Origin of the sequence: Thalassovita taeanensis, assembly GCF_900110775.1 — a bacterium.
Taxonomy (GTDB): domain Bacteria; phylum Pseudomonadota; class Alphaproteobacteria; order Rhodobacterales; family Rhodobacteraceae; genus Litorimicrobium; species Litorimicrobium taeanense.
In genome coordinates, this window is the sequence record NZ_FOEP01000002.1 from 1 (window position 1) to 15,618 (window position 15,618).

19 protein-coding genes are annotated in these 15,618 nt (G+C 62.5%); 11 read left to right on the forward strand and 8 right to left on the reverse strand.

The features are described from left to right. Positions 1–626: 626 nt before the first annotated feature. The 3 genes from BSF79_RS02395 to fabA all read right to left on the reverse strand — a co-directional run bounded on the left by BSF79_RS02395 (position 627) and on the right by fabA (position 3,281). Entirely contained in the window at positions 627–1,418 is a 792-nt protein-coding gene (locus BSF79_RS02395; protein WP_090267901.1) for an enoyl-ACP reductase FabI, read from the reverse strand. Between the two features lie 6 nt (positions 1,419–1,424). Continuing rightward, on the reverse strand, positions 1,425–2,654 hold the full coding sequence (fabB, locus tag BSF79_RS02400) for a beta-ketoacyl-ACP synthase I (protein ID WP_090267903.1): 1,230 nt from the start codon (positions 2,652–2,654) through the stop codon (positions 1,425–1,427). Between the two features lie 117 nt (positions 2,655–2,771). Continuing rightward, entirely contained in the window at positions 2,772–3,281 is a 510-nt protein-coding gene (gene fabA, locus BSF79_RS02405; protein WP_090267906.1) for a bifunctional 3-hydroxydecanoyl-ACP dehydratase/trans-2-decenoyl-ACP isomerase, read from the reverse strand. A 193-nt stretch (positions 3,282–3,474) separates the two neighbouring features. Between fabA and irrA the strand changes: the two genes are divergently transcribed. Beyond that, a complete protein-coding gene (gene irrA, locus BSF79_RS02410) occupies positions 3,475–3,897 on the forward strand; it encodes an iron response transcriptional regulator IrrA (protein ID WP_090267908.1) in 423 nt (140 codons plus the stop codon). 134 nt (positions 3,898–4,031) lie between these two features. Here the strand turns inward: irrA and BSF79_RS02415 are convergent, their stop codons facing one another. Next, positions 4,032–4,448 carry a VOC family protein gene (locus BSF79_RS02415; RefSeq protein WP_090267911.1) on the reverse strand — a complete coding sequence of 139 codons (417 nt, stop codon included), beginning with the start codon at positions 4,446–4,448 and terminating at the stop codon, positions 4,032–4,034. Positions 4,449–4,814: 366 nt separating this feature from the next. Next, positions 4,815–5,393 (reverse strand): DUF2202 domain-containing protein, encoded by a 579-nt coding sequence (locus BSF79_RS02420; protein WP_175545239.1) that lies wholly within the window; start codon positions 5,391–5,393, stop codon positions 4,815–4,817. Positions 5,394–5,715: 322 nt separating this feature from the next. On the opposite strand from BSF79_RS02420, the gene BSF79_RS02430 reads away from it, so the two are divergent. Beyond that, complete coding sequence (locus tag BSF79_RS02430; RefSeq protein WP_090267918.1) at positions 5,716–6,702, forward strand: NADPH:quinone reductase; 987 nt, start codon at positions 5,716–5,718, stop codon at positions 6,700–6,702. A 25-nt stretch (positions 6,703–6,727) separates the two neighbouring features. Here the strand turns inward: BSF79_RS02430 and BSF79_RS02435 are convergent, their stop codons facing one another. From BSF79_RS02435 to BSF79_RS02445, 3 genes are all read right to left on the reverse strand, one after another. Further along, the gene (locus BSF79_RS02435; RefSeq protein WP_090267920.1) at positions 6,728–7,120 is read right to left on the reverse strand and encodes a GFA family protein; all 393 of its coding nucleotides are present in this window, start codon (positions 7,118–7,120) and stop codon (positions 6,728–6,730) included. Then, positions 7,117–7,707 (reverse strand): hypothetical protein, encoded by a 591-nt coding sequence (locus BSF79_RS02440; protein WP_090267923.1) that lies wholly within the window; start codon positions 7,705–7,707, stop codon positions 7,117–7,119. The genes BSF79_RS02435 and BSF79_RS02440 overlap by 4 nt, the downstream gene beginning before the upstream one ends. Before the next feature lie 95 nt (positions 7,708–7,802). After that, positions 7,803–8,231 carry an FKBP-type peptidyl-prolyl cis-trans isomerase gene (locus BSF79_RS02445; RefSeq protein WP_090267925.1) on the reverse strand — a complete coding sequence of 143 codons (429 nt, stop codon included), beginning with the start codon at positions 8,229–8,231 and terminating at the stop codon, positions 7,803–7,805. Between the two features lie 185 nt (positions 8,232–8,416). Here BSF79_RS02445 and BSF79_RS02450 point away from each other — a divergent pair, with 185 nt between their 5' ends. The 9 genes from BSF79_RS02450 to BSF79_RS02490 all read left to right on the forward strand — a co-directional run bounded on the left by BSF79_RS02450 (position 8,417) and on the right by BSF79_RS02490 (position 15,615). Continuing rightward, positions 8,417–9,103, forward strand: coding sequence for a haloacid dehalogenase type II (locus BSF79_RS02450; protein ID WP_090267927.1), 687 nt, complete (start codon positions 8,417–8,419; stop codon positions 9,101–9,103). Beyond that, entirely contained in the window at positions 9,103–9,930 is an 828-nt protein-coding gene (locus BSF79_RS02455) for an alpha/beta fold hydrolase (protein WP_090267929.1), read from the forward strand. Before BSF79_RS02450 ends, BSF79_RS02455 begins: the two co-directional genes overlap by 1 nt. Continuing rightward, positions 9,927–10,901, forward strand: coding sequence for a threonine ammonia-lyase (locus tag BSF79_RS02460; protein ID WP_090267931.1), 975 nt, complete (start codon positions 9,927–9,929; stop codon positions 10,899–10,901). The genes BSF79_RS02455 and BSF79_RS02460 overlap by 4 nt, the downstream gene beginning before the upstream one ends. Further along, positions 10,898–12,100 carry an endonuclease/exonuclease/phosphatase family protein gene (locus BSF79_RS02465; protein WP_090267933.1) on the forward strand — a complete coding sequence of 401 codons (1,203 nt, stop codon included), beginning with the start codon at positions 10,898–10,900 and terminating at the stop codon, positions 12,098–12,100. The genes BSF79_RS02460 and BSF79_RS02465 overlap by 4 nt, the downstream gene beginning before the upstream one ends. A 303-nt stretch (positions 12,101–12,403) precedes the next feature. After that, positions 12,404–13,192 carry a 3-oxoadipate enol-lactonase gene (gene pcaD / locus BSF79_RS02470; protein ID WP_090267935.1) on the forward strand — a complete coding sequence of 263 codons (789 nt, stop codon included), beginning with the start codon at positions 12,404–12,406 and terminating at the stop codon, positions 13,190–13,192. Next, positions 13,185–13,577: a 4-carboxymuconolactone decarboxylase gene (pcaC, locus tag BSF79_RS02475; RefSeq protein ID WP_090267938.1), complete on the forward strand. Its 393-nt coding sequence runs from the start codon at positions 13,185–13,187 to the stop codon at positions 13,575–13,577. Before pcaD ends, pcaC begins: the two co-directional genes overlap by 8 nt. After that, on the forward strand, positions 13,574–14,302 hold the full coding sequence (gene pcaH, locus BSF79_RS02480) for a protocatechuate 3,4-dioxygenase subunit beta (RefSeq protein WP_090267941.1): 729 nt from the start codon (positions 13,574–13,576) through the stop codon (positions 14,300–14,302). The genes pcaC and pcaH overlap by 4 nt, the downstream gene beginning before the upstream one ends. 3 nt (positions 14,303–14,305) lie before the next feature. Continuing rightward, the gene (pcaG, locus tag BSF79_RS02485) at positions 14,306–14,905 is read left to right on the forward strand and encodes a protocatechuate 3,4-dioxygenase subunit alpha (RefSeq protein ID WP_090267943.1); all 600 of its coding nucleotides are present in this window, start codon (positions 14,306–14,308) and stop codon (positions 14,903–14,905) included. Further along, complete coding sequence (locus BSF79_RS02490; protein ID WP_090267946.1) at positions 14,905–15,615, forward strand: alpha/beta fold hydrolase; 711 nt, start codon at positions 14,905–14,907, stop codon at positions 15,613–15,615. The genes pcaG and BSF79_RS02490 overlap by 1 nt, the downstream gene beginning before the upstream one ends. The last annotated feature ends 3 nt before the right edge of the window (positions 15,616–15,618 follow it).

Sequence of the window (15,618 nt, forward strand, 5' to 3'; positions counted from 1 at the left end):
TGATCTGTTCATCCGTAAATCGTGCCTTCATTTGTCCGTCCTTTTGTTGGGCGGACTCTACACAAATTTGGAGGAGTTTTAGGGGCTCAGGTCACCCCGTCCCGAACATGGCTGACCCGCCCCCGCAGAATCGACCTGAACCTGGATGGCGCCCCGTACGGCGCCGGACGGTTTATCTTGATCGTGCGCGGCTCGGCCCGAAGTTGGGCCTCATCGCTGGGCCGGTGAAGTGGCGGGACAAACAGGAGCAGCACAAAGACTGCCCACAAGACCGGACGCCCCAGCATCCTGATCCTGCGCATCCAGCGCTGCCTGCGCCTGCGCGCGGCGAATCTGCGATAAACGTCAGCCATGCCAACACACTGGCACCCTCATCGGGCAAAAATTTGACCGCAACGTATTTCAGGAAAATTGAGCGCGCTTTGCGCGCACCGTCCGAGCCCTTCGGGCATTTTTTTCGCCTTCGGCGAGAGTATTTAGTCAGAAAGAAACACACAAATCAGCAGCGCATGCGGTGTGTCCCCAGCGTTTCTTTCTGATAGAAATACTCCCGCCGGAGGCACCGCGACGCGCGTCAGCGCGGCGCAAAACCTATAGAGCGGCGGGCAACGCCCGCCACCGCTGGATCAAAGGTTTTCAGGTTGTGGCATACCCAGAACGTGATATCCGCCGTCGACGCGAATGATCTCTCCGGTGGTGCAGGCCCCCGCGTCAGACGCAAGGTAGACGGCGGTCCCGCCCACGGCTTCCAGTGTGGCGTTGCCACGCAGGGGCGCGTTCTGGTCCGTGTGTTTATAGGTCTTGCGCGCGCCACCGATCGCCGCCCCGGCCAGCGTTTTCATCGGGCCGGGCGAGATTGCGTTGACGCGGATGCCCTCGGGGCCAAGGTCATTCGCCAGATAGCGCGTAGCCGATTCAAGCGCCGCCTTGGCCACGCCCATCACATTATAGAACGGCGTGACCCGGTTCGATCCCTGATAGGTCAGCGTCAGGATCGTGCCGCCGTTTTCCACCATCAAGGGATGCGCGCGGCGGGCGACCTCGATCAGCGAATAGCACGAGATATCCATCGAGTTTTTGAAGTTCTCACGGCTGGTGTTCAAAAAACGGCCTGTCAGCTCAGTCTTGTCGGAAAACGCAATCGCATGCACCACGAAATCAATCGTCGGCCAGCGCGCGCCCAGTTGCGCAAAGGCGGCATCCAGCGAGGCGTCGTCGGTTACATCGACATCGACCATGAAATCCGATCCGACGCTGGCGGCCAGCGGCTCCAGCCGCTTGCCAAATGCGTCGCCCTGATAGGTAAAGGCCAGTTCAGCCCCCGCCGCGTGCATCGCGCGGGCAATGCCCCAGGCGATAGAGCGGTCGTTGGCGACGCCCATGATCAGGCCGCGTTTGCCCTGCAATTGTCCGGTCATGTCATCCTACCCGTGAAATTTCGACAGCAACATCGAGCCATTGGTGCCACCAAAGCCGAAGCTGTTGGTCATCACCGTATCCAGCCCCGCGCTGTCCACGCGCGCGGTGGCGATCTCGCCTGCGTCAATCGCCGGGTCGAGTGTTTCGACGTTGATCGAGGGCGCAATGAAATCGTTTTCCAGCATCAACAGGCAATAGATCGCCTCCTGTGCGCCGGTGGCGCCCTGACTGTGGCCAGTCATCGATTTGGTCGAGGAAATCAGCGGTGTGCTGCCGCGGCCAAAGACCCGGCGAACGGCTTCGACTTCGCCGACATCGCCGACCGGGGTCGAGGTGCCGTGCGCGTTGATATAGCCGACCTTGCGGGCCGGATCGAGCGATTGCAGCGCCAGCCGCATCGCCCGCTCGCCGCCCTCGCCCGAGGGCGCGACCATGTCATGACCGTCCGAGGTGGCAGCATAGCCCGTCACCTCGGCATAGATCTTCGCGCCGCGGGCCAGAGCGTGCTCCAGCTCTTCCAGCACCAGAATGCCGCCGCCGCCGGCGATGACAAACCCATCGCGGGTCGCATCAAACGCCCGCGAGGCTTTTTCCGGTGTGTCGTTATATTTCGATGACATCGCGCCCATCGCGTCGAACAGGCACGACAGGGTCCAGTCGAGTTCCTCGCCGCCGCCCGCGAACATCACGTCCTGCTTGCCCATCATGATCTGTTCGGCCGCGTTGCCGATGCAATGCAGGCTGGTCGAGCAGGCCGAGGTGATGGAATAGTTGATGCCCTTGATCTTGTAGGCCGTCGAAAGGTTCGCCGAGATTGTCGAGGACATGCATTTGGGCACTGCGAAAGGCCCGATCCGCTTGGGGCTGCCATTGTTCAGCACCGTCTGATGCGCGATCAGCATCGAAGAGGTCGACGGCCCGCCCGATCCGGCCACAAGCCCGGTGCGCGGGTTCGACACCTCGGCCTCGGTCAGGCCGGAATCGGCAATCGCCTGCCCCATCGCAATATGGGCATAGGCAGCCCCCGGCCCCATGAACCGCAGCGTGCGCTTTTCGACATGCTCGGTAATATCCAGATTGACCGCTCCGGCGACCTGGCTGCGGAACCCGTGCTCTTTCATCGCCTCATTGGCGGTGATGCCCGATTTCCCCGCCATCAAAGAGGCCAGAACCTCTGTGGCGTTATTCCCGATGGACGAAACAATGCCCAGTCCTGTGACGACGACGCGGCGCATGGCGCTCTCCTTTTACTGGGGTCGGGGCGCGGCGATGGCCCAACCAACCCGAATGCTCAAATCTTTTTGGCCCGCGGTGCATGGCGGTGCAAGGGGCGCAAAAGACCCCTGCCCGGCTCAGCTTTCCGACAGGGCGACCTTCATGTCCTTAACCACATAGATAACCTCGCCATCGGCCTCTACAATCCCATCGGCAACCCCCATGGTCAGCCGCCGGGTCTGAATCGCCTTGGTGAAATCGACCTTATAGGTCAGCATTTTGCGGTCAGGGCGCACCATGCCGGTCAGCTTGACCTCGCCCACGCCCAGCGCATAGCCGCGCCCCAGCCAGCCGCGCCAGCCCAGGTTGAACCCGGTCAGCTGCCACAGCCCATCAAGGCCCAGACACCCCGGCATGATCGGATTGCCCGGAAAGTGACAGCCAAAGAACCACAGATCCGGGTTGATATCGAACTCGGCCACGATATGGCCTTTGCCGTGCGCCCCGCCATCGGCGCTGACGTCCGTAATCCGGTCCATCATCAGCATCGGCGGTTCCGGCAGCTGCGCATTGCCGGGGCCGAAAAGCTCGCCACGGGCGCATTTCAGAAGATCATCCTTGTCGAAACTGCTCGGATATTGGGCCATTCAGGCGTGTCCCCTTGGTCATGTCGTGTTCCAGTCTTCCCCCTCTATCACCCTGCCAAGTGATCCTGCAAGCCTGTGACGATCCGGTGCTGGTCCTGTTCCGGTGCGGCGTGTCCCCGCATCGTGATCTGTTTTCATTTGAAATCCTCCCCTCAAGCCCGCTATATTGACCGGTGAATTGGGGAACGCGGCAATGACGGTGACAATTGAAGCAGCACAGCGGGGCACGGAATGGCTGTCTGGCGCGGGCGTCCGCCCGACCCGGCAACGTGTGACGCTGGCGGCTGTGCTGGTGGGCGACGGGCAACACCGCCACGTCACCGCCGAAAGCCTGTTCGCCGCCGTCGTGAACGAGGGCGAAAGCGTGTCGCTGGCCACCGTCTATAATACGCTGCGCGCGTTTTGCGACGCGGGCCTGATGCAGGAGGTGCTGGTCGAAGGCTCCAAAAGCTATTTCGACACCAACACCCACGATCACCCGCATTTCTTCTGGGAGGACAGCGGCACCCTGACCGACGCTCCCAGCGACCAGCTTGAAATCACCCGCCTGCCCGACGCCCCCGAGGGCGCCGTGATCACCGCCGTCGATGTGGTGATCCGCCTGCGCCGCGGCTGAGACCGCCCGCCTTTCGCGCACATCACGGCCTACAGCGGCCACCTGTGCACAGGGGAACGAAAGGCGGCATAGAGCCCATTTTGCCGATCTTCTGCAATGCGAACAATGCGCTGTCGTCGTCCGTGCAACCCGCGTTATCCCTCTCGTCCGGGTTCGTCCGGATCGTTGGAGAACAGTGCGATCTTGTTGCCTTGGGGGTCGCGAAGGTAGCCAACATAAAAATGAGGTCCATACGAATCACGGAAGCCGGGCTGGCCCTCGTCAAAACCGCCTGCGACAAGCGCGGCGGAGTGAAGATCACGAACCTGCTTTTGACTGCGAGCCTCAAATGCGATCATAGCACCGTTCCCAGCCGAGGCCGGACGTCCATCGAAGGTTGGTTTAACGTAGAAATCCGGCAGAGCGGCAGACTGACCCGGTTGTTCGGGCAGCGCGTAGCTTAGGCCCTCAGGACCCTCCTCCAGCCCGTAATCAAGGGCTGGCAGGAACGCAGAGTAAAACCGTTTCGCGCGAGCGATGTCATCAGCGCCGACGGTGACGTAGGCAATCATGCGGCGTGTTCCTTTCCGGAAGTTTGATTTTTGCTACGAGTTTACTGCATTATGGTAGATCAACACACTATTCGGCTCAATAACCGCGACACGAAACGACGCATGATCGACCGTTAGGCATATTGCGGCTAAAGGCTCAAAGCAGTCATTCGTTCGCTGGCAAAATCGCACCGAAAGCTACCGTTTGTTGAACGGCTCCCCCAAAGCCGACGTTGGTGCAATTGCAGCGAAAGTTCACTTTGTCCGCATAGCTGACCTCGCCTTCATCCACTCGCAGCTTTCACCACCCGGCATCCCGTCCAGAATTTGGCAAAAAATGTGGCTCGATGGCCGACGCAAGGCCGCCCATCGAACAGAGTGCGGCGCTTAGGCCAGCAGCGCGCTCTCGAATGCATCGAGGTGATAGGTCGAGCCGGTCAACAGGTTGTCGTAGACGCTGGCCAGCGTGGTGCCCTCGGCCTCTTCGACCGCCTCGACAATATCGACCAGATCTTTTTCCTCGATCAGAACACCGACCTCTAGCGCGTCGATGACCGACTGGCTTCCGACCTCAAGCAGCTCGTCATACATCGCCTGAAGCTCTTCATTGACGAAGGTGCCGCTCTCTTCGAACAAGAACTCGTCCACGTCGATCCCGATGGTCTCGGCCTGATTGATGAGCGCGTCGAAGTGCTGGTCCTCGGACTCTGCAATGTTGTCAAAGATCTTGAGACCGTAGAGATCGAAGTAGGCCTCATAGATATCCCCGGCCAGCTTCTCCTCTTCGATCATATACAGCAACGTCGCGATCACGTCGTCGCTATAGCTGACGGTTATGGTCTGCGTGCCCACACTGTCCACACTGTCCGTACTGTCCGTCTGCGCGACAGTGTCTCTCTGCTCAACTTCGGTGACGTCAGGCACGCTATCGTCAGAGTTGCCGAACTGGTGGCGATGCTGGTTCATTGCTTTGGCTTTGGAAAACCCTGCATTTCTCATTGTATTACCTCATCGTTTCAGGACGTGTTCAATGGGACACCAAACACATTCCTCAATTCATATATGAATGGTGCCGCGTCATAAAAGCGGCCAAATCGCAGTTAAGCCGGTTTCTGCCGGTAGATGAGCAAATCCATGCCACCCCTGCGCCGGGCGCGGACTTCAGGCAGCGCATCGCATACCCGCGCGGCCCCGCCTTCACATGCGGTTTTTCATATGCCATCGCTTTTGCCATGGCCCTGCCCCCGCCTTGCCTCTAGGCTGACGTCAAGGCAACCGGAGAAGCGTCATGCAAGCTGTCACCTATACAACCCTCGGCCCCGCCCGCGAGGTTCTGCGACTGGAGCAGCACATGGTGCCCAGCCCTGCACCGGGCGAAGTCCTTATCCGCGTTGCGTTTTCCGGGGTGAACCCGTCGGATGTCAAGGCGCGCGGCGGCGCCCGTCCGGGCATGACCACTCCGCCCTGGCCACTGATCATCCCGCACAGCGATGGCTCTGGCGTGATCGAGGCGGTGGGCGACGGCGTAAACCCCGCGCGCATCGGCGAACGGGTCTGGATCTGGAACGCTCAGTGGCGCCGCCCCTTCGGCACGGCTGCCACCTATGTGGCACTGGATCAGGCACAGGCGGTGCCGCTGCCCGATGACGTCAGCCTCGAGGTTGGCGCCACGCTTGGCATCCCGGCGCTGACAGCGGCGCATTGTGTCTTTGGCAGCGGCGAGGTGACGGGCCAGACCCTGCTGATCGCGGGCGGATCGGGCACCGTGGGGATGCAGGCGGTGCAGCTGGCCAAATGGGGCGGCGCGCGCGTGATCGCCACCTGTTCCGACGCGGCCCGCGACCGGGTGCTGGCGGCGGGGGCAGATGTGGCGCTGTGCTATGACGCACCCGATCTGGCAGCGCAGGTCCTGGCGGCGAACGGCGGCAATCCGATCGACCGCGCGGTCGAGGTCGAACTGGGCGCAAATATCACCCTGCTGACCGAGGTCATGGCCGAAAACAGCACCATCGCCGCCTATGGGTCGGCCCTGCGGCGTGAGTTCGAGCTGCCATTCTATACCCTGATGTTCAAGGCGATCACGCTCGAGACGGTGCTGATCTATCTGCTGCCGCTGGCCAAACGCGTGCAGGCCATCGTGCATATCCACAAGGCGCTGGACGAGGGTGGATTACGCCCCGAAATTCAGCAGGTCTATGCCCCCGAAGACTGCATTGCCGCGCATGAGGCGGTCGAAGCGGGCCACCGCCAAGGTGCGATCCTGCTGGGGTTTTGATCCACCCCAGCACGCCCGGCGCGCCTCAGTCCAGCGCGATATCGCGCCCGGCAATGCGCCGCACCGGCACGCTGTCGGGGTCAAACCCGGTCAGACAGCGGGTGTTGACCGCCCAACCGTCAAACGGCTCCACCCCCATCGCGCGCTCCTGCGCCGTGGGGGCCGAAGGGCGGCGGAACGGCAGAATACCGCAGCGCGGGCAAAAGTAATCCTTGGCAGTGCCACTGCCCCATTCATACAGGTTCAACTGGTCCAGCGGAGTTTGCAGGCTCAGCGCCGCATCCCGCACCCGAAACGTCAGCGCACCGCGTTGATGACAGACCGAACAATTGCACAGCCGCACATGATCAATATCGGCCACGACCGCGAACCTGACAAAGCCGCAATGACAGCGCCCCTGCCACGTCGTCTGTGTCATTTCACTTGATCTTTCAGCGCCTTGCGCAACCTCTCGACCCCGGGCTCGAACCCCTCACCATCACCGTAATCGATAAACCCCGCATAGTGGTCATGCGCGCCGTCCACCCGCGCGGCATGTTTGATCGGGCACCAATAGGCCTCGGTCCGGCCGGCAATCTCGCGGACATAGGAGATCAGCCCGTTGCCATAGCCGCAGTAAATACAGTTCAGCTTCTGCAACCCGTTCAGATACGCCAGATGATGCCGGTCAATGCGAATATGATCGCGCCGCCGCACCTTGGGGATCTCGTATATCGGAAAACAAACCGCCTGATAGACTGTCACGAACAGATCCAGCAGCACAAACGGAATGATCAGCGAATAAATCAGCGGCGAGGTCAGCGCGACCAACGGCCGGGTCTGACGCAGAAACGCCATCAGGCGCACCCGCTGCGCCCGGTGCTCGCGCCGAGTCTCGTCGTCGAATACCACGCGACCATTCTTCAGCGTATAACGCAGCGCCTCGCGCCTCTTGGCCAGCTCGGCCTCGAATTGATCCTGAAGCTCACGGATACGTTTAAGCAGATTTTCGGCGCTATTGGGCATCGCAGTCTGACCTCCGGTCCATGCAGGTGCCCAGCATAACACGTATTGTGCGCGCGCAAAGCCCTGCGCGCGCACATGTCAATCGGTCACCCGACTTAGCCAACCGAGACCAGTTCGATCGCGAATGTCAGATCCTTGCCCGCCAGCGGGTGATTGGCATCCAGCGTCACTTCGGTCTCGGTGACCTCGATCACGGTAACGGCCATCACCTGCCCCTGCGGTGTCTGAACCTGCAGCTGCGTGCCCAGATCCAGCGGGATTTCGGCCGGAATCTCGCCGCGCGGCACAGCCTGAACAGCGGCCGGGTCGGTCTCGCCATAGGCCTGATCGGCGGGCACTTCGACGACCTTCTTGTCGCCAACGCCCATGCCGGGCAGCGCCACGTCAAGGCCGGGGATGATCTGGCCAGAGCCGACGGTAAACTCCAGCGGGTCGCGACCCTCGGAGCTGTCAAAGGTGGAACCATCTGCCAGGGTGCCAGTATAATGAATGCGGACGGTATCGCCCGATTTGACCTGCGTCATAAGTAATCCTGTCTTTGCAAGGGGGGGGGGATGAATGGCGAGGCCGTCGCGCGGACGGGTGCTCGGCTCGATATCCCCAACTTAGCCGCCGCTCCGCCCAATTGCAAACAACGGGGTAAGTAATTTTCCGGTCTTTCCCGTAACGCGCGCCCGTGCAAGTCTGACAACTAGGGAGAAACGCAACCATGACCATCACCACCTGTATCTTCGACGCCTATGGCACTTTGTTCGATGTCGCCGCGGCCGCACGGCAGGCAGCCTCGGAACCCGGACAGACCAAGCTGGCCGCAAGCTGGCCCAAGCTGGCCGAACACTGGCGCCTGAAACAGCTGCAATACAGCTGGCTGCGCGCCATCACCGGCGATCACACCGGGTTTTGGCAGGTCACGCAGGATGGGCTGGATTGGGCGCTTGAGGCCAACGGGCTGGACGGCGACGCGGCCCTGCGTGACCGCTTGCTGGCGCTGTACTGGGAACTGTCGGCCTATGCCGAGGTGCCCGCCATGTTGACCGCGCTGAAATCCGCCGGAATGAACACCGCGATCCTGTCTAACGGCAGCCCCGAGATGCTGGACGGCGCCGTGCAATCCGCCGGGATCGGCGATCTGCTGGATGATGTGCTGTCGGTCGAAAGCGTTGGCATCTTCAAGCCTGCGCCGCAGGTCTATGAGCTGGTGACCAAACGCTTCGGCTGCACCCGCGATCAGGTGCTGTTTGTGTCCTCCAACGGCTGGGATGCAGGTGCCGCTGCGGGCTATGGCTTTACCACCGCTTGGGTGAACCGCGCCGGTGACCCGGTTGACCGACTGCCCGCACGGCCCCAGCATATGCTGTCCGACCTGACCGAAATTCCAAAACTGGTGAGACCCTGATGCCCCATTTTACCACATCCGACGGCCTGTCCCTGTATTACGAAGACGAAGGCACCGGCCTGCCCATCCTGTGCCTGTCCGGGCTGACCCGCAACGCCCGCGATTTCGATTTCGTCGCCCCGCTGCTCGAGGGCGTGCGGCTGATCCGGCTGGATTACCGTGGGCGTGGCAAATCCGACTGGGCCGAAGATTACCTTACCTACAATGTCCCACGCGAGGCGCAGGATGCGCTGGAGCTGCTGGATCACTTGGGGCTGCAACAGGCCGCCGTTCTGGGCACCTCGCGCGGCGGGCTGATCGCGATGGGGCTTGCCGCCTCGGTCAAGGACCGGCTGCTGGGCGTGGCGCTGAACGATATTGGCCCGGAGCTGGATGTCTCGGGGCTGGACGTGATCATGGGCTATCTTGGTATCCACCCGGATTTCCCCGATTTCGACACCATGGCCGCCGCCCGCAAGAAGGCGACTGAACAGCAATTCCCCGGCGTCCCGCTGGAACGCTGGCGGATCGAGGTCACGCATACCCACACCCAGACCCCCGAGGGCATCCGCCTGAACTATGATCCAAAACTGCGCAACGCGGTGATCGAGGCCGGCGCGACCGGCGCCCCCGACCTGTGGCCCTTCTTCGATGCCATCGCGCCGCTGCCCTGCGCGGTGCTGCACGGGATGAACTCGGACCTGCTCAGCACAGCCACCGTCGCCAAAATGGCCCAGCACAATCCGGCGCTGATCGTTGCCCATGTGCCCGACCGCGCCCATATCCCGTTTCTGGACGAACCCGAGGCACTGGCCGCCCTGCGTCAATGGATCGGACAGATGCAATGAATATCGACATGATCGAAGCCGCCGCCCAGCGCCTGTCGGGCCACGCGCGGCAGACCCCGCTGCTGTCCTCACCCTTCCTTGACGACATCGCCGGGCGGCGCGTGCTGATCAAACCCGAATGCCTGCAACACACCGGCAGCTTCAAGTTTCGCGGCGGCTGGTCGGCGGTGTCCGCCCTTGCGCCCGACCTGCGCGCCCGTGGCGTCATCGCCTTTTCCAGTGGCAACCACGCCCAAGGCGTGGCCTATGCCGCCAAACTGCACGGCGTGCCTGCGGTGATCATCATGCCCTCGGACGCCCCCAAGCTGAAGATCGACAACACCCGCGCGCTGGGGGCCGAGGTCGTGCTTTATGACCGCGCCGGACAGGACCGTGATGCGCTTGGCGCGCAGCTGTCGGCCGAACGTGGCCTGACCCTGATCAAACCGTTCGACGAACCGCAGGTGATTGCGGGTCAGGGCACCACCGGGCTGGAAATCGCGACCCAAGCCGCGGCCCTTGGCGTGACCGAAGCCGATGTGCTGGTCTGCTGCGGCGGGGGCGGCCTGACCTCGGGCATCGCGCTCGCGCTTGAGGCCAAGGCCCCCGGCCTGCGCACCCGCCCCTGCGAACCCGCAGGCTTCGACGACGTCAAACGCTCGCTCGAAAGCGGCAAGATCGAACGCAACGCCCAGCTCTCGGGCAGCATCTGCGACGCGATCATCACGCCGCAACCCGGCGACCTGACCTTTCCGATCATGCAGCGCCTCTGCGGCCCCGGCCTGATCGTGACCGAAGACGACTGCCTGCGCGCCATGGCGCTGGCGTTCCTGCGGCTGAAAATCGTGATCGAACCGGGTGGCGCCGTGGCCCTTGCCGCCGCGCTGTTCTATCCCGAGCAGATCACTGGCGACGCGGTCATTGCCGTGGCTTCGGGCGGGAATGTCGACCCCGCCATGTTCATTACCGCGCTACAGACCCACGCCATATGACCCGCTTCACCATCGCCAGCTTCAACGTCAAGAACCTGATCGGGCCCAACCGGGAATATTACGAATTCCAAACATACACCCCCGAGGAATACGCTTGGAAACAGGACTGGATGGCCGACCAGATCCTAACCATGGATGCCGATATCGTCGGCTTTCAGGAAATCTTCGAGGAAGCCGCCCTGCGCGATGTCATCGCCGAGGCCGACCTGCGCGGCATTGCCGCAAACGCCGCCACGATCCCCGACCGCAGCAAGCGCTATCACCGCAAGGCGGTGTTCCGCAAACTGCACTACTCTCCCTATACCGACGCGGCGCTTGCCTTTGCCCCCAACGCCAATGATGGCCCAGCGGGAAGGCGACGCCCCGGCGTCGCGATCCTGTCCCGGCGGGGCTTTGTGGGCGACCCCGAGGTGATACAGGTCCTCGACACGCCGCTGCACATCCCGCTCAAGGAACTGGGCGGCGACGACGCCGGGCACTATACCGTCAGCCGCCTGTCGCGCCCGATCCTCAAGGTGCGCATCCCGGTGGGCGATCAGGTGATCACCGTTTTCACCTGCCACCTGAAATCCAAACTCGGCGAATTCATCCCCGCCCCCGGCGCGCCCTATGCCCCCGAGGCCGACCTGACCCGCTATGACCCGCAGGGCCGCGCGATGGGCGCGCTGCGTGCCGCCCTGCGCCGCATGGCCGAAGCCTGGGTGCTGCGCCGCGCCATCCTGGCCGAGCTGAACAAGGGCCGCCCGGTCATCGCCTTGGGTGACTTCAACGATGGCGAACATTCCGTCAGCTCCGAAATTATCTCGGGCGAGCTGCCGTTCCACAATTATGCCTGGATGCTGCGCCATGACGCGACAGCCGAAAACGACCGCTATACCAAAGAGGAAGCCCGCCAGATCACCGAATCCGTTGAACGCGTGCGCCTGCATTCCGCCGAAAAGCTGTTCGTGCGCAAATCCCAGCGCGACATGGTCTATACGGCAGCGTTTGGTGGCGTCTACGAATCCATCGACCAGATCTTTCTCAGCCGTCACTTCCATCCCGATTACAAAAAGCGGATCGGCGATATGGAGTATTTCAGCACCTTCAACGACCACATCACCGATGGATCGCACCCCGAGGCCCCGTACAACAAACTCGCCTCGGATCACGGTCAGATCATGGCCCACATGCGCCTGACGGACCCTGACGAGGACTAAAAATCCCGACAGTGATTGGCTTTGCCCACCGATCTTGGGCGAAGACATACACGTGGTGCCGGCGGCGCACTGGGCGTCTGCCTCTGAAAGCCCCGCCCACTTGCCGCTCCAATTTTAGTTGACACGGTAAACTATTTTTGCTTCCCTACCTGCGGAAAAAGGGAGGGATCGCGCATATCCAACCGGCACAGCCCGTGCCGGGATTTGACATATGCCGACAAAGCGCAAACGCTGCCCTTCTGATGACATACCGGCCACCGCACGCTGTTGCGCGGGCCGCCAACAAACGGGGCGCGTGCGACGATGAAGATTGCCGATCTGGGGGATATCAACCTGCACTACCGCGAGGATGGCGATCCGTCTGGCGCGCCGGTGGTGTTTTCAAACTCACTGGGCACCGACCTGCGGCTGTGGGACAAGATCGTGCCGCTGCTGCCCGCAGGCCTGCGCCTGATCCGCTATGACAAGCGCGGCCATGGGCTCAGCGATGCGACGCCTGCGCCCTACTCGATGGGTACGCTTGTGCGCGACGCCGAACGCCTGCTGGATCACCTTCAGGTCAAGGACTGCGTCTTTGTTGGCCTCAGCATCGGCGGCATGATCGCGCAGGGTCTGGCGGTCAAACGGCTGGATCTGGTGCGCGGGCTGGTGCTGTCGAATACCGCCGCCAAGGTCGGCCAGCCGGAAATGTGGAACGACCGCATCGCCGCCGTGCACGCCGCCGGGATCGAGCCGCTGGCCGATGGCATCATGGAGCGCTGGTTTTCCAAACCCTTCCGCCAGACCGCCGAATTCGCCGCGTGGCGCAACATGCTGATCCGTCAGACGGTCGATGGCTATGCGGGCTGTTCGGGCGCGATCTCGGGCACCGATCTGTTCACCCCGACCTCGGGCCTGCGCCTGCCAACGCTGGGCATTGCCGGCTCGGAAGATGGATCCACCCCGCCCGATCTGGTCAAGGAAACCGTCGATCTGATCCCCGGCAGCCAGTTCCACCTGATCCGCAAGGCAGGCCACCTGCCCTGCGTCGAACAACCCGAAGAATACGCCCGCGTATTGTCCGCATTCCTGAAAGAGGTCGGCCATGTCTGACAAATCCGAGAAGTACAACATCGGCATGCAGGTCCGCCGCAGCGTTCTGGGCGACGCCCACGTTGACCGCGCCGAGGCCGCCAAGACCGGTTTTGACGATCCGTTCCAGACCCTGATCACCGAAGGCGCCTGGGGTACGGTCTGGGCCAGTGACGGCATCACGCCGCGCGAACGCTCGATGATCACGCTGGCGCTGCTGGCCGCCACCGGCAATTTCGAAGAAATCGCCATGCACATCCGCGCCACCGCCAACACCGGCGCCAGCAAACAGGACGTGCAAGAGGCGCTCCAACACGTCGCCATCTACGCGGGCGTCCCCCGCGCCAACCACGCGCTGAAAATCGCCAAAGCCACCTATGCCGAAATGGAGGACACCCCCGAATGACCGATCTCGGCCCGCTGATCCCGCGCAACCGCGCCATCCACCCGGTCCCCTACGACCCCGATTATAAAACCTCGGTGCCGCGCTCGCCCGGCCTGCCGCTGCTGTCGATGGAATCCACCCCGTCCGAGGAAACCGGCCCCCGCTTCGGCCACTCCCTGCTGGGCGCGCTGGATAACAACCTGATCCTGAACTTCACCCAAGGCGCCGCCCCCGCCATCGGCGAACGCATCCTGATGCATGGCCGCGTGCTGGATGAAAACGCCCGCCCCGTACCACATACGCTGGTCGAGATCTGGCAGGCCAACGCCGGGGGCCGCTATCGCCATATCAAAGACAACTACTTGGCCCCGCTCGATCCCAACTTCGGCGGTTGCGGTCGGACAATCACCGACGAGAATGGATACTACGAGTTCCTCACCATCCGCCCCGGCGCCTACCCCTGGCCGAACCGCGCCAACGACTGGCGCCCGATGCATGTTCATATCTCGGTCTTCGGCCACAGCTTCGGCCAGCGCCTGATCACCCAGATGTATTTCGAGGGCGACCCGCTGATCAACCGTTGCCCGATCGCCGCCACCATTAAAGACCGCAGCCAGCTTGACCGCCTCGTGGCGCCGCTGGACATGTCGAAATCGCGCCCGCTCGATTTCCTCGCCTATAAATTCGATATCGTCCTGCGCGGCCGTCGCCAGACCATGTTCGAAAACAAACTGGACGGGATGTAAGCCATGACCCAACTCCTCAACACTCTGACCGAAACCCCGTCGCAAACCGCCGGGCCCTACGTTCATATCGGCTGTATCCCGACCTTCGCGGGCGTCACCGGCATTTACCCACAAGACCTTGGCCTGAGCCCCATTCAGGACGGTGCCAAAGGCGAACAGATCACCATCACCGGATCGGTGATCGACGGCACCGGCTGGACCCTGCGCGACGCCATGCTGGAAAGCTGGCAACCCGACGCCGCCGGTAAATTCCCCGGCCACCCAAACGCTGACCCTGCCGTCACCGGCTTTGCCCGCTTCGCCGCCGACAAGGACAGCGGCGAATTCACCCTGCGCACCGTCAAACCCGGCGCGGTCCCCGCCCGCAACGGCGCCCCTCAGGCACCGCACATCTCGCTCTGGATCGTGGCGCGCGGCATCAATATCGGCCTGCAAACCCGGATTTATTTTCAGGACGAGGACAACAGCCAAGACCCCCTGCTGGCCCGCATCGAACAGCGCCCGCGCGTGGACACCCTGATTGCCAAAAAGACCGGACCGGGTCAGTATCGGTTCGACATCCGCCTGCAAGGCGACAATGAAACGGTATTTCTGGATATCTAATGGCAAATTTCCTTCTGGTTCACGGCGCGGCGCACGGGGCTTGGTGCTGGCGCGACGTGATCCCGGCGCTCGAACGCCTGGGCCACACGGTTCAGGCGATCGACCTGCCCAGCCACGGCAACGACACCACCCCCTATACCGAGGTCACGCTCGACCTCTATGCCGATGCGGTGCTGGGCGCGCTTGACGCGCCCGCCATCGTGGTTGGCCACTCGATGGGGGGCTATCCGATCACGCTGGCGGCGGAACGCGCGCCGGAAAAGGTGCAGCGCCTGATTTATCTCTGCGCCTATGTCCCCGCCCCCGGCCTCAGCCTTGCCCAGATGCGAATGGAAGGCCCCTATCAGCCGCTCTTGCCCGCGATCCGCATGACCGAAGACCGCATGGGTTGGACCGTTGATCCCGACATGGCGAAGGATCTGTTCTATCACGATTGCCCAGATGGCACGTTCGACTATGCCCTGCCCCGGCTCAGCATTCAGGCCACCGCCCCCACCGCTCAGGCCGCTGCCACAACCGACCGGTATGCCAGCGTGCCGCGCAGCTATGTCCGCTGCGCCAATGACCGGGTCATTCCACCGGAATACCAAATTACCATGACCGAAGACTGGCCAGCGGCGGATGTCTTCACTATGACCTGCGCCCACTCGCCGTTCTTTGCCGACCCCGAAGGGCTGGCACGGCTGCTCGACACGATTTCAAAAGGGTAATCC

What these genes read in the sequence shown, in the direction of transcription:
- BSF79_RS02445 (WP_090267925.1), bottom strand. Translation starts at nt 8,231, where the DNA reads ATGACGCAGGTCAAATCGGGCGATACCGTCCGCATTCATTATACTGGC.
- BSF79_RS02430 (WP_090267918.1), top strand. Translation starts at nt 5,716, where the DNA reads ATGCAAGCTGTCACCTATACAACCCTCGGCCCCGCCCGCGAGGTTCTG.
- BSF79_RS02455 (WP_090267929.1), top strand. Translation starts at nt 9,103, where the DNA reads ATGCCCCATTTTACCACATCCGACGGCCTGTCCCTGTATTACGAAGAC.
- BSF79_RS02490 (WP_090267946.1), top strand. Translation starts at nt 14,905, where the DNA reads ATGGCAAATTTCCTTCTGGTTCACGGCGCGGCGCACGGGGCTTGGTGC.
- pcaD (WP_090267935.1), top strand. Translation starts at nt 12,404, where the DNA reads ATGAAGATTGCCGATCTGGGGGATATCAACCTGCACTACCGCGAGGAT.
- irrA (WP_090267908.1), top strand. Translation starts at nt 3,475, where the DNA reads ATGACGGTGACAATTGAAGCAGCACAGCGGGGCACGGAATGGCTGTCT.
- BSF79_RS02420 (WP_175545239.1), bottom strand. Translation starts at nt 5,393, where the DNA reads ATGAACCAGCATCGCCACCAGTTCGGCAACTCTGACGATAGCGTGCCT.
- fabB (WP_090267903.1), bottom strand. Translation starts at nt 2,654, where the DNA reads ATGCGCCGCGTCGTCGTCACAGGACTGGGCATTGTTTCGTCCATCGGG.
- BSF79_RS02435 (WP_090267920.1), bottom strand. Translation starts at nt 7,120, where the DNA reads ATGACACAGACGACGTGGCAGGGGCGCTGTCATTGCGGCTTTGTCAGG.
- BSF79_RS02450 (WP_090267927.1), top strand. Translation starts at nt 8,417, where the DNA reads ATGACCATCACCACCTGTATCTTCGACGCCTATGGCACTTTGTTCGAT.
- pcaH (WP_090267941.1), top strand. Translation starts at nt 13,574, where the DNA reads ATGACCGATCTCGGCCCGCTGATCCCGCGCAACCGCGCCATCCACCCG.
- pcaG (WP_090267943.1), top strand. Translation starts at nt 14,306, where the DNA reads ATGACCCAACTCCTCAACACTCTGACCGAAACCCCGTCGCAAACCGCC.
- fabA (WP_090267906.1), bottom strand. Translation starts at nt 3,281, where the DNA reads ATGGCCCAATATCCGAGCAGTTTCGACAAGGATGATCTTCTGAAATGC.
- BSF79_RS02415 (WP_090267911.1), bottom strand. Translation starts at nt 4,448, where the DNA reads ATGATTGCCTACGTCACCGTCGGCGCTGATGACATCGCTCGCGCGAAA.
- BSF79_RS02465 (WP_090267933.1), top strand. Translation starts at nt 10,898, where the DNA reads ATGACCCGCTTCACCATCGCCAGCTTCAACGTCAAGAACCTGATCGGG.
- BSF79_RS02395 (WP_090267901.1), bottom strand. Translation starts at nt 1,418, where the DNA reads ATGACCGGACAATTGCAGGGCAAACGCGGCCTGATCATGGGCGTCGCC.
- BSF79_RS02440 (WP_090267923.1), bottom strand. Translation starts at nt 7,707, where the DNA reads ATGCCCAATAGCGCCGAAAATCTGCTTAAACGTATCCGTGAGCTTCAG.
- pcaC (WP_090267938.1), top strand. Translation starts at nt 13,185, where the DNA reads ATGTCTGACAAATCCGAGAAGTACAACATCGGCATGCAGGTCCGCCGC.
- BSF79_RS02460 (WP_090267931.1), top strand. Translation starts at nt 9,927, where the DNA reads ATGAATATCGACATGATCGAAGCCGCCGCCCAGCGCCTGTCGGGCCAC.